This is a genomic window from Vibrio intestinalis (assembly GCF_025195085.2).
Taxonomy (GTDB): domain Bacteria; phylum Pseudomonadota; class Gammaproteobacteria; order Enterobacterales; family Vibrionaceae; genus Vibrio; species Vibrio intestinalis.
Map to the genome: position 1 here is coordinate 33,887 of NZ_JANAVY020000016.1, position 23,949 is coordinate 57,835.

The window sequence follows — 23,949 nt, forward strand, 5'->3', positions numbered from 1 at the left end:
CTACCTCACATGCCAATGACGACGAACACGGCGCATTAATAGGAACATCCAAGGCCATAGCACGCAGTTAATTAAACCACTCCACAGTGACATTGGATTAAACGTAATGTCCTGAATTAGATATTCGCCAAAGAAAATCATCACTTCTAATGCAACTGACATGACACCAATCACTATCGCCTGCTGCCATAAGGCCATATTACGAATAACCAAGAAGTTAAGCGCGACGATATAGATAATGATCGACATCATCATGCCACGAATACCTAATGTAGAACCTAATAGTAGATCCCACAACAAGCCAAGCACTAGCGCCGTACCGACATTAACGCGATTAGGCAGCGCCAACACCCAGTAACAGGTCACAAGCAATAACCAAGATGGACGAAGAAGATCAAGCACTCCCGGCCATGGGATCGTCTGTAGCGTCAAAGCGATAACAAACGACGCAAACAACACCATTTTGCCTCTAAAAACACTATTGCCCATCGTTTGATCCTTCTATCATTCCCTCAGGGCTTACTTGTTGAACCTTTTCTTGGCGAGAGTCGCTTGGCCAGATTAATAGCAAGTAGCGAAGACGTTCGAAATCAACCACAGGGTCAGCTTCAATTACCGCAAACTCACGTTGGCTATCTCGCTCAACTTTAGCAATATGCGCCACTGGGTAACCTTCAGGGTACACACCACCAAGGCCCGAAGTCACGAGCAGATCGCCTTCTTGAATATCAGTACTGATCGGAATGTGATCGAGGTGAATACGATCCACCTTGCCGTTACCCGAGGCAATCACGCGGATATCATTACGAATCACTTGAACAGGAATGGCACTGTTGGCATCCGTTAATAGCAATACTCGACTGTTATGCGCAGAAACAAAAGTAACTTGTCCAACAATCCCTTTTTCATTCGCGATAGGCTGACCAACGTAAACACCGTCAATCTGTCCTTTATCTATCACCACTTGATGGCGATAAGGGGAAGTATCTACAGCCATCACCTCCGTCACTACTTTACGCTCATCACGGACGAAAGATGAACCCAGTAATTTACGTAGGCGTTGGTTTTCCTCTCGATATTGATCGAGCAGCAATAAATCGTTTTTTAAACGCAGCACTTCTCGTTTAAGAACACGACTACTCTCCATCGCATCTTGTCGCACGCTAAAACGCTCGTAAACCCCATCAAACATAACCCTTGGTAAATCGGCCACGTATTGAATTGGAGCCACTACGCTGTTTAGCAGATAACGTACTTGAGCGAAGGCACCTAAACGACTATCAGCCAGCATAAGGCTGGCTGATAGAATCACGGCGAAAAATAGGCGTAATTGAAGTGAAGGTCCTCGGCCAAAAATCGGCTTCATGGATTGTGAGTTCCTTTAATCTTTCTTTTACTGCTTAAGCTCTACTTATATTGACTTAAGCCTATGCGATTATTCTTCGCTAAATAGATCGCCACCATGCATGTCGATCATTTCAAGAGCTTTACCGCCGCCACGAGCCACACAAGTAAGTGGATCTTCAGCGATAACAACAGGAATACCCGTTTCTTCAGTCAATAGACGGTCTAGGTCTTTCAATAGTGCACCACCACCGGTTAGTACCATGCCGTTCTCTGAAATATCAGAAGCTAGCTCTGGTGGACATTGCTCTAGAGCAACCATCACAGCAGAAACAATACCCGTTAGCGGCTCCTGTAGCGCTTCGAGAATCTCATTAGAGTTTAGACTAAAGCTGCGCGGCACACCTTCTGCAAGGTTACGACCACGTACTTCGATCTCTTCTACGTCATCACCTGGGTAGGCAGAACCGATTTCATGTTTGATCTTCTCTGCTGTTGCTTCACCAATCAAGCTACCGTAGTTACGACGAACATAATTAATGATGGCTTCATCAAAGCGGTCACCACCGATACGTACAGAAGAAGAGTAAACCACACCGTTTAGTGAGATAACCGCCACTTCAGTTGTACCACCACCGATATCAACTACCATAGAACCCGTTGGTTCAGAAACGCGCAGGCCAGCACCAATCGCTGCCGCCATTGGTTCATCGATTAGGTAAACTTCACGTGCACCCGCACCTAGCGCTGATTCACGAATCGCACGGCGCTCTACTTGAGTAGAACCACAAGGCACACATACAAGCACGCGTGGGCTTGGTTTTAGTACGCTGTTGTCATGCACTTGTTTGATAAAGTGCTGCAGCATTTTTTCAGTCACGTAGAAATCGGCAATTACACCATCTTTCATTGGACGAATTGCAGAGATATTGCCCGGAGTACGACCTAGCATCTGTTTTGCTGCATGGCCTACTGCTGCAACGCTTTTACCTGCGCTTTTACGATCTTGTCGGATTGCGACTACGGATGGCTCGTCAAGAACAATACCTTGTCCTTTAACATAAATAAGAGTGTTGGCTGTACCTAAATCGATTGATAGGTCATTAGAAAAAATGCCACGAAGTTTCTTGAACATGTTCTTCGTTCGTCCTGAAAGAATTAGAAGATAAAAATTGTTCTAAATGTACCAATGCCTTGCCATCACAGCAAGGCATTGTCTTATAAAGATGGAGTGAAACCCGCAATTTCTAACAGTTTCCTTACGTAGCGCAGGTTTTTGACAATTTTATCGCTCCGATAAATTAGTTTCCAACTAAGTTAGGTTCAGCCCTAAAGATCACTTTATCGTTGCCACGGAAGATACCAAACGTCGCAACAGTGGATGGGTCTTCATCTCCTTGGCCTCGCCAGTTGTATTGCAACCACGGCTGATTAAGTCCTGAAGCGCCGCAACTAACATCTGAGAGTAATCGCTGCGGTGACGTATGTTCAGCTGGCGTTTCCGCAGTATCATCAAGCATGATCCAAAAACGATCTTGCTCACGCTCATTTGAACTGTTTGGCGTCGCTTGCAAACCTTGATAAAGGCCAGAGGAAACACTTTGCACTGAAGATACACCCGATAGAGCGCTGTCAGAGCCAGAGTCTTCATCATCTTGCCAAAGTATCTGTTTACATACATTGCTGCCATTCGATGTCAGCTTAGAAAAACTATCGTCCTCGTTAATCATAAAGGCCGAACCATTCCAGTATTCTACTCTTAACGGTACATTCAGCGTATGCTCCGACGTACCACCGGAGCTCCCCATCACCATACGGCCATAACGCACTGTCGGTTGAGTTGGGAAAGCTTGTTCAAGCAGTTCTGTTGTATCTGAGAACGACACAGGATCACTACCGCTGATGGTAAAGCCAAAGTCGGTGGTGGTTGTACCCACCCCATCATTAAATGGGCCATTTGGCTGAGTAAACATGACCGTTTTACCACTCACCGTCTCTGTTTTAACCAAAGAACGAGTAACTTGAGCATCCAGATCATTCAAGATCCAATAAGAATCTAGGCTTATTGCTGGGTCTGGTGCTGACCAATTAATCGCAGCCAAGTCAGCTGAGAAGCGGAGCTCATTATTAACCACCGAATCCTGTTTAGCTGCAAAATCTGCTTGTAGGCTTGGAGCAAATAAGTAGTAATTTTGCAAAGCAGAGGTGCTGTCAAATGCATAAGCACCAATCATTATTTGCGTTAGGAAGAACGGCTGCCCCATATAAGCGATATGCTCCTGCTGAGATTCACCTTGGAAAGACGAAGCTGTTATGGAGAAACGATTTGGATAGAAACGGCCAATTTCTCGCTGGCCAATATCGATGCCACCCAATATTCCCGCGTAAAAGCTGGTGTCATTACCACTTACCGCGAAGTGAAAACTGCCAACTTCCGACACCGAAACATCGTTAAGTGCAATTGATGATACGCCATCATAATTGTTTTGCGGCCCTGCATAGCTTAGCGCGCCATCTTGCCCCCCAGCTGGGGTAGCAACGCCGTGTGAAAGCTCAACTTGAGAGTTATATGCCGAATCATTTTTGAAGAAATTGTCCGTCACCTGCAATTTGCAGAATTCATCGCCTTTTAGCTTTTGCTTTGACTGATATGTATCTAATGCAGAGCTGTAAATAACTGGCTTCGCGGTTAAATCAAACACTTTTCCGGCTGGCATAAATGCATCGCCACTATTCGAATCACCACCAGCGGTGCTGCCATAACCACAAACTGCAAACGTCCAAGGGCGGGCTTTAAATTTCAATTCACCCTTAATGGTTTGCGTTTGACCCGACGGGCAATCTCGTACATTTTGGCCAAAGTCATCACATGAAACACTATCAACCAACTGGCCTACGTATTGCCCTGCGTCATTAAAAACAATTGAAGCATCCGCAACACCGTTGTTGAATGCAGCTGTCATCGAAAGATCACTTTTACTGTCATCCCATAAGCCAGGAGAGAAAGAACTTACCTGCAAATTATCTTGGGTCAGTGTTTTACTGTAGTTACCTGTAATCTGTTTTCCATCGGCATTACAAGCCATGGTTTTAATGGAGATCTGATGGTCGTCGTAACCAGCGATCATCTCTAGCTCTTGACCATCATTTACATTGAACTTAAGCGGGACAAAAACCACATCACTGCTGTCTTTTATCGTGGTGTCAGCAATAACGCTTGCTGTTACAGGTACAGCTTCGGAGTTGTTGCTATTTTTCGTGTCAATCTTAAAACGGAATAACCCTGATGATGGGTCAAAGCCCCCTTCAGAAAAGGTTAGTTGGCTAGAGACAAGAGTGATTGATTTAGTACCTGCGTCAAAATCAGTGATACGAATTCCATCTGAATCTAACGCTTCGACATCAACATATTTGTCATCTTCACAAGTCAGATGGAAATTATTGGGAATAATGTTTATAGCGGCGATTTTTGGTGATGTGTCATAGCAATCCAACGAGCCAGTATGAATGGTGTTATTCCTGCCGGCTAGAGCAATAGAGTGTGAAGTAACACCACCAGTTAATTTGTTATAAGTCGCAGAAAAAGTAAAACCGTTATCCGCCATCTCTGAATGGTAATTAACATGAACATAACCATTAATTGTGATTGCATGGGCATCATTTTTTGGAGCAAAATTCGCATCTTTACCATGGCCAACGATTAATAGCGACTTACTAGGCAAAGGCTCATAGGTATCGTTAGGGTCATAAAGATTATTTGGGTCAAACGTTTTCTCAAAGTCATCTGGATCAAAAGCATGCCTTTTAGCATTAATTGATACCCCCGGCTTCTCAAACATTATCTTCTTATAGTGAATTTCTGTAGGCCCTTCTATTTGCAAAGAAGCATGCGAATCAGCAAATTTAAGCTCCTCGAAATAGTACTTACCTCCAGTAAGAACAACTGTTGCATTGCGATTGATTGTCAATTTTCTATATACATCAGCATCCCCATCTAACGAGCAATTGGAATCACAAGTGATATCTTTACCTTTCTGAGTTGCCTCCCAAGTTAGTGTTGGAGGCCATGGCTCGATAGGTGGCGTACTTGTGATATCACACTTGACCATTTTCCCTGATTCAGTCCGACACACCTCAGCATTGGTTACACTCGATAGGAAAAACTCGCTCTTTTCACCCGCAATTTGGACATAGTTTTCAGAGTGGGTGTTCACATGAAGCGCACCAAACGGCGCACCCGAAGCAAGGTTGTTAGTTTGAACCGTATTTGGCACATAAGGACAAACATCTAAGGAAAACACGGGCGGTTCTATTGGAGGAAGAGCATCGTCACAGCGAAGGTTATGTAACTCCTCCCTATCATCATCTTCGTCTATTAACGCTTGAGCATGCTTAGTGCCAACATCTATCGTTTCCACTTTAGACGCTTGTTCTAACCAAGTTCCGTTCTTCTTAAGGTAATAGGTAAATTTACCCGTATATTGCTGAGCTTTTTTACTTTGATAAGTGAAGTCGATACGAATTTCATTATGCTCGTCATCATCAAGGTCATCATAAAATAGCGCACCTTCATCACTTTCATCAGCCCAAATTTTCACTGGGTTATTATTCGATCGATTTGTGATGTATAAAGTTTCATCATCAAAGTCGTCACTACCCATACTTGATAGGGAATCATCATCATTTTCACCATAATCAACCAAGATGGTGAAATCTTTATTTAACTTGATGTTACAAGTACGAATTTCATCATCATCTGCCCAACTAATAAAGCTCACGAGAGGCAGAAGCAGCATCCATAATATCTGTTTCATCATAATGACTCCCTAACCCAGATTTCTTCTGAGCGTTCGACCAAACTTTTTCCGCTGCCACAGCTTACTTGTGCGGTAAGTTTGAAATAATTCATATCAGCAAGTGTCCCCACCGGCTCACAGCTTGCTTGTAAAAGCTCGCAACTGGCCACTGAGTGAAATCTATTAGCACCATCTACAATGGTATTTATTGGCATCGCAGCAGAACAATTCGCGGCAATCGCACTGCTTGTACTATTTAATGGATAAACGATCGTCAGCGCCTCTTCATTCACCGATTGAGCCAGCATCCAAGCTTGTGTGCCAAGCAACTCTTTTACATGCGCATCGGTATTAGAAAACTCAATGCGCGTTAACGTCGTAGCGAGAAAGCCCATCACCACGAGGACAAAAATCACCACTACATACAAACTGCCTAACTGTCGGTTTCGTTTATGGGACATTCAGCACCTGCACATCTTGTTGAAAACGAGTCAGTTCATCGTTCTGACTAAACTGCAAGTCCGCATGAACGACACCATTGTATTGTACGCTTGCAGGCTGATAGCTAATCGCACCGCTGACGCTAACCCATGCAGCATCGGTTAACGGCTCCATGTCGGCTAACAAAGCAGTACTGCCCTCACCACGCATCACGCGCTCATCAGTATTGACGCAATAAGTGATTTGACGATTACCATCGGTAATATAATGGCGGTTAACCACAGAACCACCAACCAAGCTGTTTGCCTGATTGGCAAGTACAAAGGTTGCCCCAACTGCACCTGAAACGGTAAGCGTGCCGACCGTTGAAGGGTTGAGAGCAAAACTATTGTTTAAATCTGATAAAGACTGACTATTACTCAATTGTTGTGTTGGGTTAATCAATAACGTTAAACCATTCAACGAACTGACCGATGCGCTTGGGTTACCGACAATAAATTGAATATCAGCCCCTGAAACACTGTAGAAACCAGATTCAACAATAGGGTAGAAGGAAACGCAGCGATCGTTGCCTACACCATGATCAACAAACACATTGGGCACAGCGTGACGAACCTCTCGCGTCAACTTTTCCATCACAAACTTAGCTTGAGTTTGCAAACGCTGCCGATCAACGGTGGTTGAATATCCTTTCGTGCCTAACTCAACAAACCCTGCGATACCTAGCACCAAAATGCCACCTACGATGATAGTCAGCACCATTTCAATTAAAGTGAAACCACGTTGCTTCATTAGTAGTTTCCTCTGTAGGCAGTTAAGGTAAATGGCGGCTGCTTACCTGCGGTGATGGTCATGTCTATTTTTTTAAGCATTTTCCCGCACGAAGATGCTGCGCTTGGAGTGCAAGGCGGTGCGTAGCTGACAGCAATATCAACGTAAAAGTTATGATAACTACTATCTGCGCCAGAATCGTTCAATAGTAAGTTCAAGTCTTTACATGCACCGAGTGGTGTTGATGTCGTCCAACAGCCGATGAAGTCATCAACATCATTATATTGACTTGGCGTCTCAGTGCCATCAGGCCCGAGAACGACTGAGGTAAATCCACTACACGTACTGGTATCACAACGAAGACCGCCACCTAACTGATTATTTTGCTCATCAAAGTTGCGTGACAGAATTTGACTCATCAAGCTTTGACCCAACGCGGATGCGCGAGATTGGTAATGCGGGTCAGCGGAGCGCGTAATTTGCGGCGAGAGAAAATGCACAATCGTCAGCATTGCAATGCCCATTACAATAATGACGATAATGCTTTCAATTAAAGTAAAGCCGCGCAGGTGTTTTGTCATAAGCACCCCGAGCTAGAAACAAGACCATTTGGACAAATAGTCACAGAGGTTGAGCTTGCGCCCGTTTTATCACTTATTGTGATTTCAAGCGGGGAAGTGATATTAGGGTTACCCAACAAATCAAACTGAACTTGAGGTACTGATGATGAAAACACTACGTTGTCATCGCTAATCCAATTGCTCGACATTTCAGAGCGTTCAGAACACGCCAACGTAGAGCCAATACAGTCCGCACTAATTTGAAGCGTCAAATCGTTTAATCCGGCGGTTACATCAGAATTTGATTGCATCCGAGTCAACTGAACTTGTCGAATAACGGATATAGCGTTTTCTTGAATTGCGAACGCAGAAAAGCTGCCGATGCCAATATAGCGGCTCGCAGCATATACAGAAACGATGGCCAATAAGATGATCACCACAATCAATTCGACCAATGTGAAACCTTGGGATTTTTGGAAAGTCATTCTACCTTCGCCAGATGAAAGTAAACTTTAGCAGTATACCGTAATATTTATGCAAAAGGTTTGAATAGTAGGGATTTTTGAGACGGGGTAGAAAAAAGGCCAGCTAAGCTGGCCTTATTCACAATTAGTTACATTCGTGAACTGTGATGTTTGGTTCAGAGCCAGCAGCAGAAGACATTGCATACTCTACAGCACATGTACCAGCTGTTGTCGTTGTTCCTGCAAACGTGTACTGAATAGAGCCGGTTACAGCAGAGCCAGATACAATTGCCCAGTCACCACCATTTTCTAGACCGACGACTGCACGACCAATACCGTTTGCTGAAGCTTGTGGGTAACCAAGCGTTGTTGCGATATCTTGACCGTTCGCACCAGAAACCGCACCAGGATCAGCATCTTCAACACCATTAATAGCAGCTCGGCCATAAACAATACCAGTTGCGCCAGCCATTGCACCTTTTAGGCCTTCTAGAGATGCGTTACGCGCATCATCTTGTAGGTTAAGGAAACGTGGTGCTGCAGTTACTGCAAGAATACCCAGAATAACAATTACCACCACTAGTTCGATCAGGGTGAAACCGCCTTGTCTTTTCATAGTATCAATCTCTCTATGTTTAATATTATCGCAGCTTTACTGCAAGGTTACGGTCACACGACCGGTTTTGAGTTCATACTCAAACTGATGCTGAGTGCCACCTTCTTGCTGAATGTAAATGCAAGAATCTGTGCTCACATCCGCTTGAGCGGTATATTTGACGTTTTTGTCATTTTTTGCGTTGTCAACAGTATCAACTTTTGGTGGGTTCTGAAGCAAGTTCTCCATCAAAGCAACACAGCTTTCATGCGTTAAGTCACTCGGAAAACCAACATTTCCTTGTTTCAACGCATATGGGTAACCATCACGAAAACCAGTAGAGTTTCCATTCGCGCTTTCAGAACGAGTCAACCAAAAGTCCACCCCGTCGTAATTGACGAAGTTATAACGTTCATTATCTATTGTCTCGGAAGGACGCGACTCTGCTTCCCATTGAGCTCTTGCGGAAAGGACGCCAGTTGCAAAACCACCAGCAACACCTTCAATACTGGCTTTTTTCGCTTCATCAGTCACGTCAAGAAAGCGCGGTAATGCAGCAACGGCTAGCAAACCAACCACGACGATCACCACAACAAGTTCAACTAATGAGAAACCAGCTTGTTTATTTTTCATAATTCTTCAACCCGCTTTTTAGTACAACGTATTATACGCGTCTAATACAATATTACTAGACGACTTGCGTCAAAAAACATAACCTGACGAAAAGCTGACGCCAACAGAAAATTTGTCCTGCTTTAGTTCCATACTTAGAGCATGGCCTCGACTATAAAAGTACTCACAACGAAAATCGGAGCCTTCTGAATTATCGGTAATTTTTTCCGGCAAAGACTCAAAAACTCGCTTTTCCTGATACAAAACCTCTAACCAGAATTCACAATCAACTTGTTGCGTTTCATTTATTGGTTTCACCCAGCCAGTATGGGAATAAACGATCTGTTTCCCTTCAATGGTTAACGTCTCTGGCTGTTTAGCCAAAAGCCATTGTTGTTTAAAGTAGCTCGCTCGATCAACCAAACGCTTACTGACAAGAGCCAACGCGGTGTCGCTTGCTTCTTGCTCAATGTCTTTCCAAATCAACATAAACGCAAGTACTAGTACCAATATCACTAGCAACCAAATCGTCCAGCGTGATCGCTCTAAATTGGTCGCCATGCCCTATCCCTTAATCGCATCAAGCATGCCCCACATTGGCAAGAAGATACCCAGAGCTAAGATCAAAACCATACCCGCCACAATAACGAGTAGTATTGGTTCTATTCGGGCGGTTAGTGTCTTAAGGTCATAATCCACTTCTCGGTCATAAAAGTCTGCGACCTCAAGCAATAACTCATCAATTCGACCGGTTTCTTCACCGACCGAGATCATCTGAATAACCAAAGAGGTGAATATACCGCTATTAATCGCAGTGCTGGAGATTGTGCCACCTGCCTCGATAGATGATTTCATCTCTAATAAGCGAGCTTCTAAAAATTTATTGTCCAAGGCTTCTGCAGATAATGCTAGTGACTGGTTTAACGGCACACCCGCTTTTAGCATCAGCGCAAACGTACGAGCAAAACGCGCCATTTGAGCTCGATTAACGACACTGCCAACCACTGGCATGCGTAAACGAAACTTATCCCATTTTTCTCGCCCTTGTGCGGTTTGTCGCCACGCACGAAAAGCAAACAAAGCCCCAACAATCAAGGCCAACATTAAGCCCCAGTAATTGACAAAGAAGTTAGACGTGCCCATCAAGATACGAGTGGGCAAAGGAAGATCGACACCAAAGCGCGCAAACATGCTGGAAAACTGTGGTATTACTTTAACGTTCAAGATGAACAAGGCCAGTACGATAAAGCTGATTACGAACGTTGGATAACGCATTGCGGTTTTAATGCGTTTACGAGTTTCCAGTTCTTGCTCGTAATAGTTGGCAAGTTGCAGCAAGGCTTCATCCAAACGACCCGTGTTTTCACCCACACTCAACATAGAGACAAACAGTGGACTAAACACTTTAGGATGCATCTGCATCGCAGCAGATAAGCTGCGACCATTCGTCAATTCATTAGTGACATCTTCTAATGCTTCTTTGAGCTGCTTATTGGCACAATTTTGCGTTAAGCCCTTCATTGAACGCAGTAAAGGGACACCCGCTTTGGTCAAACTGAACATTTGGCGACAAAAAATCACCAGCACCTCTAATGGCACAGCCGGCGTAAACAAGCTTTTAAGATCAATATTGAGAGCAGAGCCACTGCTACCAGCTTTGATCTCTAGTGGAATGACCCCTTTAGCCATCAAAGATTCAGCCGCAAGCTCAGCGGTTGCAGCCTCAACTTGACCAGAGACTTTGCTTCCGTCTAGGTTACGTCCTTGATAGTTAAATACCGACATAGTCGCCCTTACAAGTAAATCGCTTGAACACTGCCTGACGAGTCACCCTCGCCAAGATTCATCACTTCATCAAAGCTCACTACATTTTTGAGCGCCAATTCCATCGCCGACGCCAGTAATGGCTTATAGTTTGCTGAATTACGTGCCACTTGAGCAAAACCAACCGCATCGTTAGCACGCAGAGCATCCATCATATCTTGCTCAAGCTCTAAGATTTCAAACACACCAATACGGCCACGATAGCCCGTAAGGTTACAGTTTTGACAGCCCTTACCGCGCACAAACTTCGCATTAACCTGATTTGGAAAACGCTGTTGTAACCACTGTTTACCGCTTTCATCTGGCTCATGCTCAACTTTACAATCTGGGCACACCTTTCGCACCAAACGCTGCGCGACCACTGCGCGAACCGCACTGGCCACGAGATAACCGGGAGCGCCCATGTCCATCATACGCAGAGCACTATCAACCGCGTCGTTGGTGTGCAACGTACTTAACACTAAGTGACCCGTTAGAGCTGCTCGCAAACCAATTTCAACGGTTTCTTGGTCACGCATCTCACCGACGAGGATAATATCCGGGTCTTGACGCAAGAAGGTTCTCAGTACCGTAGAGAAATCCAAATCGATTTTAGGGTTAACTTGTACTTGGTTTACACGAGGTAATCGATATTCAACAGGGTCTTCCGCTGTGATGATTTTCTTACCCGGCTCATTTAATTCAGAAAGTGCGCCATACAAGGTGGTGGTTTTACCAGAGCCCGTCGGACCGGTAACCAAAATCATACCGTGCGGGCGACGCAATTGTTGGCGCAGTCTAACTAATAAATCATCAGGTAAACCTGACTCTTCAAGCTTACGAACCCCAGCAGACTGGTTTAGCAAACGCATTACTACAGATTCGCCGTGCTGAACTGGCATGGTCGACATACGAATATCCACCGCTTGGCCTTTCGCTTTGATTTGGAATCGACCATCTTGCGGCAAACGCTTTTCAGAGATATCTAAGTTCGCCATCAGCTTTAAACGCAATACCAATGCCGGTGCAATGTTCACTTCGTTCAGCAAGGTTTCATGCAAGATACCATCAATACGCTGACGTAAGCGCAGCACATTGGCATCTGGTTCAATGTGGATATCCGAGGCGCCGACTTGGATGGCATCTTCAAACAATGAGTTAATTAGCTTAACAACCGTAACTTCATCACTGTCAGCATCTTCAATACTAAAATCGAACGCTTCGGTGACCTGATGCTCTGCTTGCAACTGCTCGGCAAAGTTAGCAATATCTTTGGTGCGGCGATAGTAGCGATCGAAGCCTTCAACCAATTGTTTCTCAGGGGCAATAACAAACTCAATGCCATATTGAGGAAGTTGAGAAAGTAGCGACTCTTGAGCAAACAGATCCGCGGGGTCACTCATTGCTACCCGCAACGTATCGAGATTTCGTCCAATTACCAATGCACGTAAACGGCGAGCATGAACCTCTGGTAGTAGCTGAACCGCTTCCACATCGACGTTCGCACGGCTTAAGTCAATCAAAGGCAAATCAAGCTGCTGAGACAAGAAAGTCAGCATTTGAGTTTCAGACAAGAAACCTAAATCAATTAGCGTTGCACCAAGCTTACGCCCCGTTGCTTTTTGGGCTGCGAGAGCTTGCTCTACTTGCTGCTCAGTAATAATGCCTTCTTCGACTAACAAGTCGCCGAGACGTTTACGTAGTTTAATTTGCACTTGGCTGTTCCTCTAAACGCTGAAGTAACGCAAGGCGATCGCGAATAAATTGTTGAGATTGGTTAGACAACCCGACCTTAGTCAAAGCTTGCTGATAAGCTTCAATAGCCTTTGGTATATCTAGATTTCGTTCCATCTGAATGGCAAGCCCCATCCACCATCGTCCGCTGTCAGGTTCTAACTGAACTAATTGTTGGTAACTGTCGAATGCCAGCTGATCTTGATTGTTCTTTTGAGCTAACGCAGCCCGTAGCGAGAGATAATCAATACTTGGGTTGTTAGGTAGATACACCAATGGGCTTAATGCCGCGGCTTGCTGCTTCTCTTTCAATAGCAACTTAGCTAAAGCAATACGCAAATCCTGATCTTCTTTAGCTAGAGAAATACCTTTTTGCAGCAATTCTGCCGCTTTTCTCGCTTCGCCTTTGCCATAGTAAAGCGCAGCTAGCTTTTGTCGCACGTCACCATCACGCGGCGTGTAACGAAGAGCATCACTGTATTGAGCAATGGCCTCTGCAAGATTATTACTATCTAGTGCTTTTTTAGCGCGCTCTTGAGCTTTACCCGCCAGCTGAGCAGGAGTTAGTTCAACTTGCTCAATCACAACTTGCTGATTTTGTTGCTGATTAGGCTCCAGCACTGCTTCTATTGTATCAACAGCCGCTGTATTGACTTCGGTTTTTTTAGCTGGAATCGGAGCTTGTTGAATGGTCGTTTCCGTCACATCCTGCAGAGGTTGTTCGACTACTTTAGTTTGTGTCTTGGTTGTATCAACCTGCGCAATAGCGATAGGCTTCACTTCTACAACTTCACGCGGCTTCTCGATTTTAGGCGCTTGATAGATAGCATCAACAGCATTGGTCTTTTTCGCGGTTGGCGATGCCAATACTTCTGTGCTTTGCTGCGTGCTCACACTTGACTCAAGCACAACTTGTTCCGCTGGTTGCTGCGATGAAATCGCCCAGCCACCAACAGCGAGACTTAAAGTAAAACCACCTAAAACCCACGGCACAACCGAGCGCTGTTTGACTGTTTTTACTTCGGCCTTTTCAATACTATTCTTGGCGCTGTTAGATTTCGATAATTCCGATAGCGCGTTATTAATCGCACTCATGTTCTAACTCCAGCCCCACATCACAGGGAATCTAAATTTGGGTTTATTGGCATCAAATGTATCTTGAATTGCCGAATATGTTTGTTGGCTTGTCACTAAATTACTGCCTTGGCTGCAACTGAGCACCAGACTTTTATGACATATCTGATTGATCAATCGCGGAATTCCACCACTTGCTCTCCAGATCGTTTTTTTTAAACTAAGAGGAATCACCTCACTATAACCGCCCGCCTTCTCTAATCGCGTAGTAATATAAGCGACTGTTTCATCTAAAGAGAGTGGCCTCAACTTGGCACTAAAGGTGATTCGCTGTCTAAATTGGCGCAGATGATATTGCTCCAACCGTTCATCTAATTCCGGCTGACCAAACAGCACGATTTGCAGCAGTTTTTTTTGTTCAGTTTCTAGGTTACCGAATAAGCGCAAAACTTCTAGAGCATCATCATTCAAAGCCTGAGCTTCATCCACCAATACCACCACTTGTTTGTTTCTCTTTGCCAAAGCGATCAGTTTGGTTTGAATATCATCAACAATGGAGCGCGAATTTTTAACCTTAACCCCAAGTTCACTCGCGACGGCTTGTCTAAGCTCATCACCACTCAGAGCTGAATTGGGAAGATAAACCAACTGAATATGAGACTCGAAATGGTTGACCAACATTCGACACACCATGGTTTTTCCTGTGCCGACTTCGCCCGTCACCTTAATCACTCCCTCGCCCATATCCAGCGCAGCATTGACTGTTTGGATCGCCTCATAATGAGGCTCTAACCCCAAAAACAGTTCTGTATTTGGGGTTAGATGAAAGGGAAGTTGATTAAAACCAAAGTGCTCTAAGTACATGGTTTATTGCTGCTGTTCAGGGAACCACTCTTGCAGTATGTCTCGCGAACGTTCTAGCTCTTTCTGCCACGTGTTCACGCCAACAACGGTTGGTTTTAGCAAGATCACTAGCTCCGTCTTTTCTGTCAGCTTAGTGGTATTGCGGAACAAGTGACCCAGAGCGGGTACATCGCCCAAAAACGGTACTTTTGAAACTTGGTCAATAGTGTTCGACTTCATCAAGCCACCAATCACAACCACGTCACCATCTTGCGCGCGAATCACAGAATCTGACTCACGAATAGAGCTACGAGCTAAAGGTAGCGTGATACTTGAACCACCAAAACCAATCTCCTTCACTTGCTCATCAACATCTATAACAGCAGGGTGAACATGAAGTAATACATTGCCTTGATCATCAATTTGAGGCGTTACGTCCAGAGAAATACCTGAGAAGAATGGCGTTAGTTCAACTTCTGGAGAAGGCTCAGAGTTATCACTCGTACCAACAACGCTAGATAAATCAGTTACGTAGTACTCATCGGTACCGACTTTGATCACTGCTTTTTGGTTATTTGACGCGGTTACACGCGGACTTGATAGCACGTTCAAATCACCTTGCGTCGCCATGAAACTCAATACCGCATCAAAACTACCGCTTGAGATAACGATATTACTCTGACCACCAAGTAGACTGCCGATAGTGTCTAAGCCCGGAAGTACAGTTGGAAGAATATTGCCGTTGGTATCTTTAACGATTGAACCTGAACCGAATGAGTAATCAGTGCCATTAGAAGTGAAGCCTTTCGACCAATTGATACCTTGTTGGTAACCATCACTCAAAGTCACTTCAAGAATTTTGGCTTCTAGAATAACTTGGCGATGCATACGCTGTTGAGAAACACCTAAGAACTCGCGAACTTGGCGAATTTCATCAGGATAAGCACGAACCGTTAATACACTCGCTTGAGGGGTAACTACCACGCTCTGGCCTTTGCCTGAGCCAATCAACTGACCTACCGCTACTTCAAGTTGTGGCCAGAAATCACTTTCACTTGTGGTTTCAATTTCAGTACCGCCTTTTGCTGAGTTTGTCGAGCTGCTAGAAGATGACGAATCAGAATCTGACGTTGAAGATGAACCACTATCGGTATTGGTAATCGTACCTGTCGTAATAGAGGTCAACGAACGACCAGAACGTTTGAATTGCAGGTAATCGACTGGAATAGTAACGGTGCGCAAACCAGCAGGGTAAACTTGAATCACCTTGCCAGATTTCTGTACATCATAACCGTACATATTGCTTACGACAGAAAGCACTTCATCCAGCGTCACATCCGAAAGGTTAACCGTAATTTGTCCGCTAACATCAGGGTGAATCGCAGCACTAAATTCAGTGCCTTTGACCAAGCTAGCAAAGAATGCCCGAGCATCCACATTGTTAGCCTGAACTCGGAAGCGCTTCATAGTTTCAACAGCAGTAGGGCTAGAACCTTCAAGATCAGGCATAAGATCCGCTTCAACAGAAGGTGGCAGCTCTTGCAATGCACGGCTATTCGATTCATTGATTGCTTCATTCAACGTACTTTTCGCTTCAACTGGGTCTCTGTGGCCCATAGTGCTAGAACAGCCCACTAACGAAGCGATTGTGATTGCTACAACGAGTTTACGCATACGATTCCAATAACCTTATTGTTTTACTTCTAAAGGAAACATCTCAAGTTTCCATTGCTTACCGCCACGAGCCACTGTGACGTAGCCACTTTGAATACTATTCAACTGATAGCCGTTAATTTTTTCACCTGCAGAGAGCGCCTTACCATTTAAGATGGCGTAACACTCTGACTGCACACCACACACGATGCTTTGCAACGTTGGGACTTTATGGCGCACGACTCTTTTCACCGGTTGACTCTCCGGTGCTTTTTGCCAACCTAGCGGTGCTGTTGGGTCTTGCTGCGCAAAAGCACTACAAGAAAAACCTAATAATGCGATTAAAAACTTATTAGCCACCAATGAACTCCTGTCTGGTTCCTAGGGTATACACTTCAAGCACTAAGGTTGCGGTTGGGTAATCGTCAACCTGATAGCTAAAGCTGCGCCAGTAGTAGTTCATCGGTAATGACTCTAACGTTTCTAAATATTTTAGAATCGCAAAGTACTTCCCTTCTAATTCAATACGCACAGGATGGACGTAATATCCGGCGTATTGTTGATCCGCATTTTGATTCCCTACGATAGGCTCCGCTTTCAAAGACTCCAACGACACAAGTTGTAATCCAGATGTACCAGCCAGAACTTGCTCTAACAACTCAGCCATTTGGCTTGGTGAAATTAGATTCTCAATAATTTTCGCTAATTGCTCTGACAACACTTGGCTATCTTTCAATAACCTTTTGTACTCGATATTGATCGCTTGATCAGGGTCTTTTTTCAATTTTGCGGTGATCGCTAAAATTTCACCTTCCAAGCGTTGGTTGGCTAACTTAGTTGCGACCACTTGTTTTTTCAGTGCCTGACTAGACTTAAATGCTGGCTCAACCACCAACAAATACAGACCAAGCGAAATTATCACCACGCAACACAAGCTGATCAGCACCTTCTCGCGCTGGCTCAGCTTGGCAAATTTGTCGTTCAAATTACTCCAAAATGTACCCATTACTTCTTATCCTCTTTGGTGTGCAACTCAAAGGTGAGTACATCTTGTTCATTACGTCCTATCTTTAACTTTTCAAATGAGCGTCCAACAAGATTCAACTCATTCTTAAATTGATTCACCCAATTGGGGATAGACTGGGGTTCGCGCGCTAGACCTTTTAAATCCAATACGTCAGAGCTCATTTTGATGTAGTTCAGCGAGATATCATTGCGCCCTAACTTGGCTAGGCCTTTCATCACACCGGAATAACCGACATTTTGCTCATCATCAAAACGAGAAACGGCAAGTAAAGAATCCTGCTTGGCACGAATTTCTTCTTTCAAACGCTCTACCGCAGCGACTTTTTGCGCCGAAGGCTTATGCTTAGCTAGCTTTTGATTAAGCTGTTGAACTTGCTGTTTTAACTGCTCTTCTTGGCTTCTTTGGCTAGACAGTTCAGCGTTGAGGCCGACTTGTTGCCAGGTGAAATACCCATAACTACCAAGCAAAGTAACCGCAATTAAGGCACATACCGCAGCGACCGTATTAAGCGTAAATCGCTCTACTTTTGGCCTTAGATGGTCTGGGTATAAATTAATCCCCGAATCACAAATATCCGCGACATATTGAGTAAGAAGCTCTCCAGATTCCAACGGTAAGTCGGTTAAACGGGAGACTTTAACACTGAGGCGTTCATCCAGCTCTCGAGCCAAATCATCGTTATTTTCTTCATCACAACACACTTTCATGTGGTGTAAGGTTGCACCGCGTAGCTGTGATGAAAGGTAATCGACAGAGCGCTGTAGTTCTAGTGCGATGCCATCAAGCTGCAAACTGCTACTCGCAACACCAACCAGTGGCGCTGTTACTCCGCGAATCGTGCGTTGGAACACACAGCGGTTATCGATAAATGCACTGACTTTATATTGGCTGTTTTTACTGCGCTGCAATAACACAAAACGCTCTGCGTCTGTGGCTGCTAGTCCCCAAACATCATCTTCAACTAACACATGGCCTAAGCTCAACTTGGCTTTTTCCAAGCGTTGAACCAAACCAAATACTAAAGCTTTAGGTACCACATAGACTTGCAGCTTGTTGCTGTTTGGAAGTGCCGTGGCATCAGCGATGATGTCGGTGATTTTTTCAGAGATAAGATCTTTGAGTAGGAATGGCAGAGTCTGACCTAACTCCTCGTCAGGCACATTGGGCTTATCTATCTGATAGGTTTGATATAAATTGGAGTTGAGCACCACATCGATCGTTAAATCATTTACATTGGCTTTAGTGAGCGTTTCCACCAAAATCTTTTGCCAATCGCCACTTTCAATCGAGACACGCTTAGGTAACTCTACGCCTTCCAATGGCGAAAAATATAAGGCGTACGGCTGAACAACCACTCTTAGGCAGTTAGTTGAACGCGCACCAGAACCAAACTTTCCTATTAAAGATTTTATATTCATCTACTACTTAACTTTTTCGCCAACGATTCCGTCGCCCAACCTTAACTTTCGATTGAGTCTGTACATTTTGAGTCGCCTGTTGAACAGGGAGCATCTGTCGCTCTTGCTGGAAGTACCTACCTTGCACGCCATTCACGCCAAGATCCAACATGGTTTTGTATTCTTGCTTTTGGTCTACGCCAACGGCGATGACCTTTGTTTTCAAGCCTTTGCACGCGCCAAGTAAGCTTCGTACAAACAATTGATTTTCATGCCTTTTATCGATTTCCTTGACCAGGCTTCTATGCAGTTTTAGATAATCGATCGGTAAGTCTTTCAGGTAGTGAGTACTTACAATAGAACGCCCAGCTTGACCCACCACTACTTTACACCCTAAACCGGCAATCATCTTGATCACAGGTCGCATATAATCGAGGTGCTTCACTAATCTGGCTTCAGCAAATTCAAACATTAATTGCTGACGTTTATCCATTGGCAATTGCAATAACTCGTCTCTAAACCAACGAAAGTACTTTCTATCTGCAAATGGAGTCACATGAAGGTTTACAGAATAACATAAACCATTTTTTGACGCTTTCAAAAATTTGGCGACAGCACAAAAAACTGAGCGATCTAAAAGACTTTCGTAACCGACTGACTCAATTGCAGGATTAAAACGTGACGCCTTTATTAAACCTTTCTCTGGATCATTTATTCGAACAAACAGCTCATGGTGATGAAGTTTTTCCTCTTGATGCGAACCAAGTAAGAAACAGGGTTGCTCAAAAATAAACAGCTTTTCTGGCTTAAGTACTTTATCAAACAGGGTGCGCCAACGTACGCTGCCACGCTCCTGCTCTTGTGTTGCCAGCTTTTGGAAGCGATTCCAAGTATTAACCTGCTGAAGCTGAGCACTTTTTAATGCCGTTTCAGCCTCATCCATTATTTTGCCTTGGCGCTCGCCTTCATGGAACATACTGATACCAATATGGCACCAGTTATCCCTATCTAACGGCTCTGGTGGTGTTACTTTTGCTAACTGTTTAAGGCAGTTAATCGCAATGCTCGAGGTATCTTTACTGCTCAAGTGAGGGGCAAATATCGCGAAATCAGAATTGTAGTAACGCGACAAAATAACATCAGGGTAGCGCTGAATAACATTACTAATGCTTTCACCCACTTCCACCACAAAATCATTCGCAACTTGCTTACCAGACTCCTCTTTGACATGTTGCCAATCGTCGATTCTGAGTAACAGCACGCCACCGTGCGAGCCACTTTCTGATAATGCTGCTTCCAACTTACTGTCAAACAACACGCGATTGGCCGTGCCCGTTAATTGGTCAAGGAAAGTTTGAGTGCGAATAAAGGTATCGAAACGGCTGCGCTCCTGCCGGGCATCTTGCAATTCTTCTATTAAGCGATCTAGCGCTTCGCTTGCCGTGTATGGCCACTCACGCTCATCACCTTTGGCAAATTCTTCAACGCGGCCAGCTAAGATCATACGACCACGTTCTTCTAGTAACTCCGAACCATGCAACTGCTCTTTGAGCCATTTCACCCCACGCACCAAACAGAACACAATCAAAAGTACCGCGAGGGTGATAGACCATAAGGCCTGCATTGAATAGCCGTAACCAAGGTATGGTGGAATGGCTTTAAAACGAATCGAGTAGCCGCTGTTTCGTTCAAGTAAATATTCGGCTTGATGTAAAAAGGCAGGATCAACTCGGGAGGAGGTATCTTTAAAGCGGTAAATCACTCCAACCTCTGAGGAAAGCTGCATCTCAACAATATTCGATGCTTGCAGCATTTTCGGCATCCAGCGCTGAAGAGAATAGGCCGCGTCAGGATCTTCCATCTCTTTATCGACCACTTCAACAATGCCTTTTAAGGAATGCTGCAAGTACTCTTGCCCTAAACTTTTAAACGACAAAGTACCGCCAAGAAACAGAATAAACATGGCACTGGTAACAATAACCGTAACAAAAGCAACAAGACGAGTACTAAGCTTTAAGGTAGGCGTATACCTCATAGGTGGTGAATTCCCTTCTCAGTGAGATGTTATAAGTTTACCGAATGAAACGATTTAGTCAGTTGGGCGTTAAATCACATAGAACCATCGTCTCCCTGACAGATTCTAACAGTTAACTATCCCAGCTTTCATCACTCAACGTCACTTGTAACGAACTATAAGAATTCACTATATAAAAAAGCCGCGATATTCGCGGCTTTTTTTCAATTTGGATAGATTAAAACGGGATGTCGTCGTCAAAATCCATTGGTGGCTCATTGTATTGAGGCTGCTGCTGTTGCGGCTGTTGTACAGGTTGAGCTGGTTTTTGCTGCATTGCAGGCTGTTGAGGTTGACCCCAGCCTTGCTGCTGTGGCTGACCACCCATGCCTTGTGCAGGAGCTCCGCCTTGCGCACGGCCACCTAGCATTTGCATCGTACCATTGAAACCTTGCACGACAACTTCTGTCGTGTAACGGTCTTGGCCACTTTGATCTTGCCATTTGCGTGTTTGAAGTTGGCCTTCAATATAAACTTGAGAGCCTTTGCGCAGGTACTCACCCGCTACTTCAGCAAGCTTGCCGAACAGAGCTACACGGTGCCATTCGGTTTTTTCACGCTGCTCGCCGGTTGCTTTGTCACGCCATGATTCAGATGTCGCTACGGTGATATTGGCAACTGCGCCGCCACTAGGCATGTAACGTACCTCTGGGTCTCCCCCAAGGTTGCCTACTAAGATTACTTTGTTTACTCCACGGCTAGCCATGTTTCGCTCCGTCTCGGTTAATTTGGTGTTCAATTTTAATCGCGCATAAGGATAACATTAAATGCAAATGGCACAACTATCGATAGTCGCTTATCAGTAAAGAATTGCCGAACCCAGTTCCAGAATTCAATACCGCTCTAATAATTGTCGTTCACCCTTCTCAACAATGCCATCTTCTCATTCTGTTTCATCCTTTTTGAAGCAACGTCACCCCTTTTGATATGGGGTTCCGTAACTTTCTCCGCAATCTATATGAGAGAAAACTAACGCCATATCAAATATGAAACAAGATGCAAAATTGACAATATCACAATCGTATTCTGACAAAAGATCACCGAGGATAGTGCAAAAAATAAGCACTCAATAATGAACTGACTAACAACGAGATGACTATGGCTAAGAATATCTACGCACGCACCCTTTACTTCCTTTGCGAAGACAAAAACGCGCAATACCCTAACGTTGAAAGAATTGAAAAGGCCCTCGGCTTACCTATTCCTAAAATGGAACCCCAAGAGTTCATGCTGGCGATGCAGCAGCACAAACATAAAATTTTGCTGATTGATCACAATGACTATCAAAAATTAAATAGCGCTATTCGCAACTTACCGCTATCCAACAAGATTTTTGAAACGGTTATTTTTAACGTGGAAAAGCGCCTAACCACAGATGAGTTACTCAGCTTTGGCAACTTGAAAGCACTGTTCTATCGTAATGACGCCATTGAAGATATCGCCTACGGATGCGGAGAGGTCATCAACAGCCAAAACTGGCTACCGAGAAAAGTAGCCGCACAGCTGCTTCATCATTACCGCCATGTAATCGACAGCCAGACTGCGCCAGCAACCGTTGACCTCACCACCCGCGAGATTCAAATACTGCGTAGCCTCAAAACTGGCGCTTCTAATATTCAGATTGCAGAAGACCTGTTCATCAGCGAGTTCACGGTAAAATCGCATCTTTATCAAATTTTCAAGAAGCTTTCGGTGAAAAATCGCGTTCAAGCCATATCTTGGGCAAACCAACACCTAATGTCTTAAATTTAAAGCAACGGCCAAAAAATCAACTTTTGCACTAAGTCATTAATTATCTATTCATAAAAACCGTGATATGGTGTCGCCAATTTAAATTTCGTCAGAAAAGATAAAGGGTTTTATCATGATTAAAAAATGCCTATTCCCTGCAGCTGGATACGGAACTCGCTTTCTACCTGCAACTAAATCAATGCCAAAAGAAATGATGCCTGTTGTAAATAAACCATTGATTGAATACGGTGTTGAAGAAGCTATCCAAGCGGGTATGGATGGCATGTGTATTGTCACCGGTCGTGGTAAACACTCCATCATGGATCACTTCGATAAAAACTATGAACTAGAACATCAAATCAACGGCACTAATAAAGAAGAGCTGTTGGTTGATATTCGCGATATTATCGAATCTGCTCACTTTACTTATATTCGCCAACGCGAAATGAAAGGCCTGGGCCATGCGATTCTTACTGGCCGTGAGCTTATTGGTGATGAACCGTTTGCAGTAGTTCTTGCCGACGACTTATGTGTTAATGAGCAAGAAGGCGTACTTGCACAAATGGTCGCACTATTTAAGCAGTTCCGTTGCTCTATCGTTGCGGTTCAAGAAGTGCCAGCAGACGAAACCCATAAATATGGCGTAATTTCTGGTGAGATGATCAAAGACGACATCTACCGCGTCGATGACATGGTCGAGAAGCCAGAACCAGGCACTGCGCCAAGCAATCTGGCGATTATTGGCCGCTACATTCTGACTCCTGATATTTTTGAATTGATCGAAAATACTGAACCAGGCAAAGGCGGTGAAATTCAGATCACTGATGCGCTGTTAAAACAAGCGAAAGCAGGCTGCGTACTGGCATACAAATTTAAAGGCCAACGTTTTGACTGTGGTAGCGTTGAAGGTTATATCGAAGCAACCAACTACTGTTTCGAAAACCTTTACCAAAAAGACAGTAAGAAATCTGAACTAGGTAAAACTCCGACGACTAAGAAAGCTTAATTCTTCTAATATTACCTTCAAAGG

23 protein-coding genes are annotated in these 23,949 nt (G+C 44.4%); 2 read left to right on the forward strand and 21 right to left on the reverse strand.

The window, feature by feature from the left end:
- The 21 genes from mreD to MU515_RS16710 form a co-directional block, all read right to left on the reverse strand.
- Entirely contained in the window at positions 1–489 is a 489-nt protein-coding gene (gene mreD, locus MU515_RS16610) for a rod shape-determining protein MreD (RefSeq protein ID WP_260261511.1), read from the reverse strand.
- The gene (gene mreC / locus MU515_RS16615) at positions 479–1,366 is read right to left on the reverse strand and encodes a rod shape-determining protein MreC (RefSeq protein ID WP_260261512.1); all 888 of its coding nucleotides are present in this window, start codon (positions 1,364–1,366) and stop codon (positions 479–481) included. Before mreC ends, mreD begins: the two co-directional genes overlap by 11 nt.
- A gap of 69 nt (positions 1,367–1,435) precedes the next feature.
- Positions 1,436–2,479 (reverse strand): rod shape-determining protein, encoded by a 1,044-nt coding sequence (locus MU515_RS16620; protein WP_260261513.1) that lies wholly within the window; start codon positions 2,477–2,479, stop codon positions 1,436–1,438.
- 166 nt (positions 2,480–2,645) lie between these two features.
- The gene (locus MU515_RS16625; RefSeq protein ID WP_260261514.1) at positions 2,646–6,161 is read right to left on the reverse strand and encodes a DUF6701 domain-containing protein; all 3,516 of its coding nucleotides are present in this window, start codon (positions 6,159–6,161) and stop codon (positions 2,646–2,648) included.
- On the reverse strand, positions 6,158–6,601 hold the full coding sequence (locus MU515_RS16630) for an MSHA biogenesis protein MshP (RefSeq protein WP_260261515.1): 444 nt from the start codon (positions 6,599–6,601) through the stop codon (positions 6,158–6,160). Before MU515_RS16630 ends, MU515_RS16625 begins: the two co-directional genes overlap by 4 nt.
- The gene (locus MU515_RS16635; RefSeq protein ID WP_260261516.1) at positions 6,591–7,373 is read right to left on the reverse strand and encodes a PilW family protein; all 783 of its coding nucleotides are present in this window, start codon (positions 7,371–7,373) and stop codon (positions 6,591–6,593) included. Before MU515_RS16635 ends, MU515_RS16630 begins: the two co-directional genes overlap by 11 nt.
- Positions 7,373–7,933 (reverse strand): type II secretion system protein, encoded by a 561-nt coding sequence (locus MU515_RS16640; protein WP_260261517.1) that lies wholly within the window; start codon positions 7,931–7,933, stop codon positions 7,373–7,375. The genes MU515_RS16635 and MU515_RS16640 overlap by 1 nt, the downstream gene beginning before the upstream one ends.
- The gene (locus MU515_RS16645; protein ID WP_260261518.1) at positions 7,930–8,397 is read right to left on the reverse strand and encodes a type II secretion system protein; all 468 of its coding nucleotides are present in this window, start codon (positions 8,395–8,397) and stop codon (positions 7,930–7,932) included. Before MU515_RS16645 ends, MU515_RS16640 begins: the two co-directional genes overlap by 4 nt.
- 124 nt (positions 8,398–8,521) lie before the next feature.
- Positions 8,522–8,992 (reverse strand): prepilin-type N-terminal cleavage/methylation domain-containing protein, encoded by a 471-nt coding sequence (locus MU515_RS16650; RefSeq protein ID WP_260261519.1) that lies wholly within the window; start codon positions 8,990–8,992, stop codon positions 8,522–8,524.
- A gap of 36 nt (positions 8,993–9,028) precedes the next feature.
- Positions 9,029–9,604, reverse strand: a complete 576-nt coding sequence (locus MU515_RS16655) for a prepilin-type N-terminal cleavage/methylation domain-containing protein (protein ID WP_260261520.1) — start codon at positions 9,602–9,604, stop codon at positions 9,029–9,031.
- A 69-nt stretch (positions 9,605–9,673) separates the two neighbouring features.
- Complete coding sequence (locus MU515_RS16660) at positions 9,674–10,144, reverse strand: MSHA biogenesis protein MshF (RefSeq protein WP_260261521.1); 471 nt, start codon at positions 10,142–10,144, stop codon at positions 9,674–9,676.
- A gap of 3 nt (positions 10,145–10,147) precedes the next feature.
- Positions 10,148–11,368: a type II secretion system F family protein gene (locus MU515_RS16665; protein ID WP_260261522.1), complete on the reverse strand. Its 1,221-nt coding sequence runs from the start codon at positions 11,366–11,368 to the stop codon at positions 10,148–10,150.
- An 8-nt stretch (positions 11,369–11,376) separates the two neighbouring features.
- Positions 11,377–13,101, reverse strand: coding sequence for an MSHA fimbrial ATPase MshE (gene mshE / locus MU515_RS16670; RefSeq protein ID WP_260261523.1), 1,725 nt, complete (start codon positions 13,099–13,101; stop codon positions 11,377–11,379).
- Complete coding sequence (locus tag MU515_RS16675) at positions 13,091–14,215, reverse strand: tetratricopeptide repeat protein (protein ID WP_260261524.1); 1,125 nt, start codon at positions 14,213–14,215, stop codon at positions 13,091–13,093. Before MU515_RS16675 ends, mshE begins: the two co-directional genes overlap by 11 nt.
- A 3-nt stretch (positions 14,216–14,218) precedes the next feature.
- The gene (locus tag MU515_RS16680) at positions 14,219–15,058 is read right to left on the reverse strand and encodes an ExeA family protein (protein ID WP_260261525.1); all 840 of its coding nucleotides are present in this window, start codon (positions 15,056–15,058) and stop codon (positions 14,219–14,221) included.
- A 3-nt stretch (positions 15,059–15,061) separates the two neighbouring features.
- A complete protein-coding gene (gene mshL, locus MU515_RS16685; protein ID WP_260261526.1) occupies positions 15,062–16,711 on the reverse strand; it encodes a pilus (MSHA type) biogenesis protein MshL in 1,650 nt (549 codons plus the stop codon).
- Between the two features lie 15 nt (positions 16,712–16,726).
- Entirely contained in the window at positions 16,727–17,050 is a 324-nt protein-coding gene (locus tag MU515_RS16690) for an MSHA biogenesis protein MshK (RefSeq protein WP_260261527.1), read from the reverse strand.
- Positions 17,043–17,696, reverse strand: coding sequence for an MSHA biogenesis protein MshJ (locus MU515_RS16695; protein WP_260261528.1), 654 nt, complete (start codon positions 17,694–17,696; stop codon positions 17,043–17,045). The genes MU515_RS16690 and MU515_RS16695 overlap by 8 nt, the downstream gene beginning before the upstream one ends.
- Positions 17,696–19,135: an MSHA biogenesis protein MshI gene (locus MU515_RS16700; protein WP_260261529.1), complete on the reverse strand. Its 1,440-nt coding sequence runs from the start codon at positions 19,133–19,135 to the stop codon at positions 17,696–17,698. The genes MU515_RS16695 and MU515_RS16700 overlap by 1 nt, the downstream gene beginning before the upstream one ends.
- Before the next feature lie 7 nt (positions 19,136–19,142).
- A complete protein-coding gene (csrD, locus tag MU515_RS16705) occupies positions 19,143–21,149 on the reverse strand; it encodes an RNase E specificity factor CsrD (protein ID WP_260261530.1) in 2,007 nt (668 codons plus the stop codon).
- Between the two features lie 217 nt (positions 21,150–21,366).
- Positions 21,367–21,894, reverse strand: coding sequence for a single-stranded DNA-binding protein (locus MU515_RS16710; protein WP_260261531.1), 528 nt, complete (start codon positions 21,892–21,894; stop codon positions 21,367–21,369).
- 392 nt (positions 21,895–22,286) lie between these two features.
- On the opposite strand from MU515_RS16710, the gene MU515_RS16715 reads away from it, so the two are divergent.
- Positions 22,287–22,934, forward strand: coding sequence for a LuxR C-terminal-related transcriptional regulator (locus tag MU515_RS16715; RefSeq protein WP_260261532.1), 648 nt, complete (start codon positions 22,287–22,289; stop codon positions 22,932–22,934).
- Between the two features lie 118 nt (positions 22,935–23,052).
- The gene (gene galU, locus MU515_RS16720) at positions 23,053–23,925 is read left to right on the forward strand and encodes a UTP--glucose-1-phosphate uridylyltransferase GalU (protein WP_260261533.1); all 873 of its coding nucleotides are present in this window, start codon (positions 23,053–23,055) and stop codon (positions 23,923–23,925) included.
- The last annotated feature ends 24 nt before the right edge of the window (positions 23,926–23,949 follow it).

Coding starts and splice junctions, on each gene's coding strand:
- mreD (WP_260261511.1), bottom strand. CDS start 489: ATGGGCAATAGTGTTTTTAGAGGCAAAATGGTGTTGTTTGCGTCGTTT.
- mreC (WP_260261512.1), bottom strand. CDS start 1,366: ATGAAGCCGATTTTTGGCCGAGGACCTTCACTTCAATTACGCCTATTT.
- MU515_RS16620 (WP_260261513.1), bottom strand. CDS start 2,479: ATGTTCAAGAAACTTCGTGGCATTTTTTCTAATGACCTATCAATCGAT.
- MU515_RS16625 (WP_260261514.1), bottom strand. CDS start 6,161: ATGATGAAACAGATATTATGGATGCTGCTTCTGCCTCTCGTGAGCTTT.
- MU515_RS16630 (WP_260261515.1), bottom strand. CDS start 6,601: ATGTCCCATAAACGAAACCGACAGTTAGGCAGTTTGTATGTAGTGGTG.
- MU515_RS16635 (WP_260261516.1), bottom strand. CDS start 7,373: ATGAAGCAACGTGGTTTCACTTTAATTGAAATGGTGCTGACTATCATC.
- MU515_RS16640 (WP_260261517.1), bottom strand. CDS start 7,933: ATGACAAAACACCTGCGCGGCTTTACTTTAATTGAAAGCATTATCGTC.
- MU515_RS16645 (WP_260261518.1), bottom strand. CDS start 8,397: ATGACTTTCCAAAAATCCCAAGGTTTCACATTGGTCGAATTGATTGTG.
- MU515_RS16650 (WP_260261519.1), bottom strand. CDS start 8,992: ATGAAAAGACAAGGCGGTTTCACCCTGATCGAACTAGTGGTGGTAATT.
- MU515_RS16655 (WP_260261520.1), bottom strand. CDS start 9,604: ATGAAAAATAAACAAGCTGGTTTCTCATTAGTTGAACTTGTTGTGGTG.
- MU515_RS16660 (WP_260261521.1), bottom strand. CDS start 10,144: ATGGCGACCAATTTAGAGCGATCACGCTGGACGATTTGGTTGCTAGTG.
- MU515_RS16665 (WP_260261522.1), bottom strand. CDS start 11,368: ATGTCGGTATTTAACTATCAAGGACGTAACCTAGACGGAAGCAAAGTC.
- MU515_RS16675 (WP_260261524.1), bottom strand. CDS start 14,215: ATGAGTGCGATTAATAACGCGCTATCGGAATTATCGAAATCTAACAGC.
- MU515_RS16680 (WP_260261525.1), bottom strand. CDS start 15,058: ATGTACTTAGAGCACTTTGGTTTTAATCAACTTCCCTTTCATCTAACC.
- mshL (WP_260261526.1), bottom strand. CDS start 16,711: ATGCGTAAACTCGTTGTAGCAATCACAATCGCTTCGTTAGTGGGCTGT.
- MU515_RS16695 (WP_260261528.1), bottom strand. CDS start 17,696: ATGGGTACATTTTGGAGTAATTTGAACGACAAATTTGCCAAGCTGAGC.
- MU515_RS16700 (WP_260261529.1), bottom strand. CDS start 19,135: ATGAATATAAAATCTTTAATAGGAAAGTTTGGTTCTGGTGCGCGTTCA.
- csrD (WP_260261530.1), bottom strand. CDS start 21,149: ATGAGGTATACGCCTACCTTAAAGCTTAGTACTCGTCTTGTTGCTTTT.
- MU515_RS16710 (WP_260261531.1), bottom strand. CDS start 21,894: ATGGCTAGCCGTGGAGTAAACAAAGTAATCTTAGTAGGCAACCTTGGG.
- MU515_RS16715 (WP_260261532.1), top strand. CDS start 22,287: ATGGCTAAGAATATCTACGCACGCACCCTTTACTTCCTTTGCGAAGAC.
- galU (WP_260261533.1), top strand. CDS start 23,053: ATGATTAAAAAATGCCTATTCCCTGCAGCTGGATACGGAACTCGCTTT.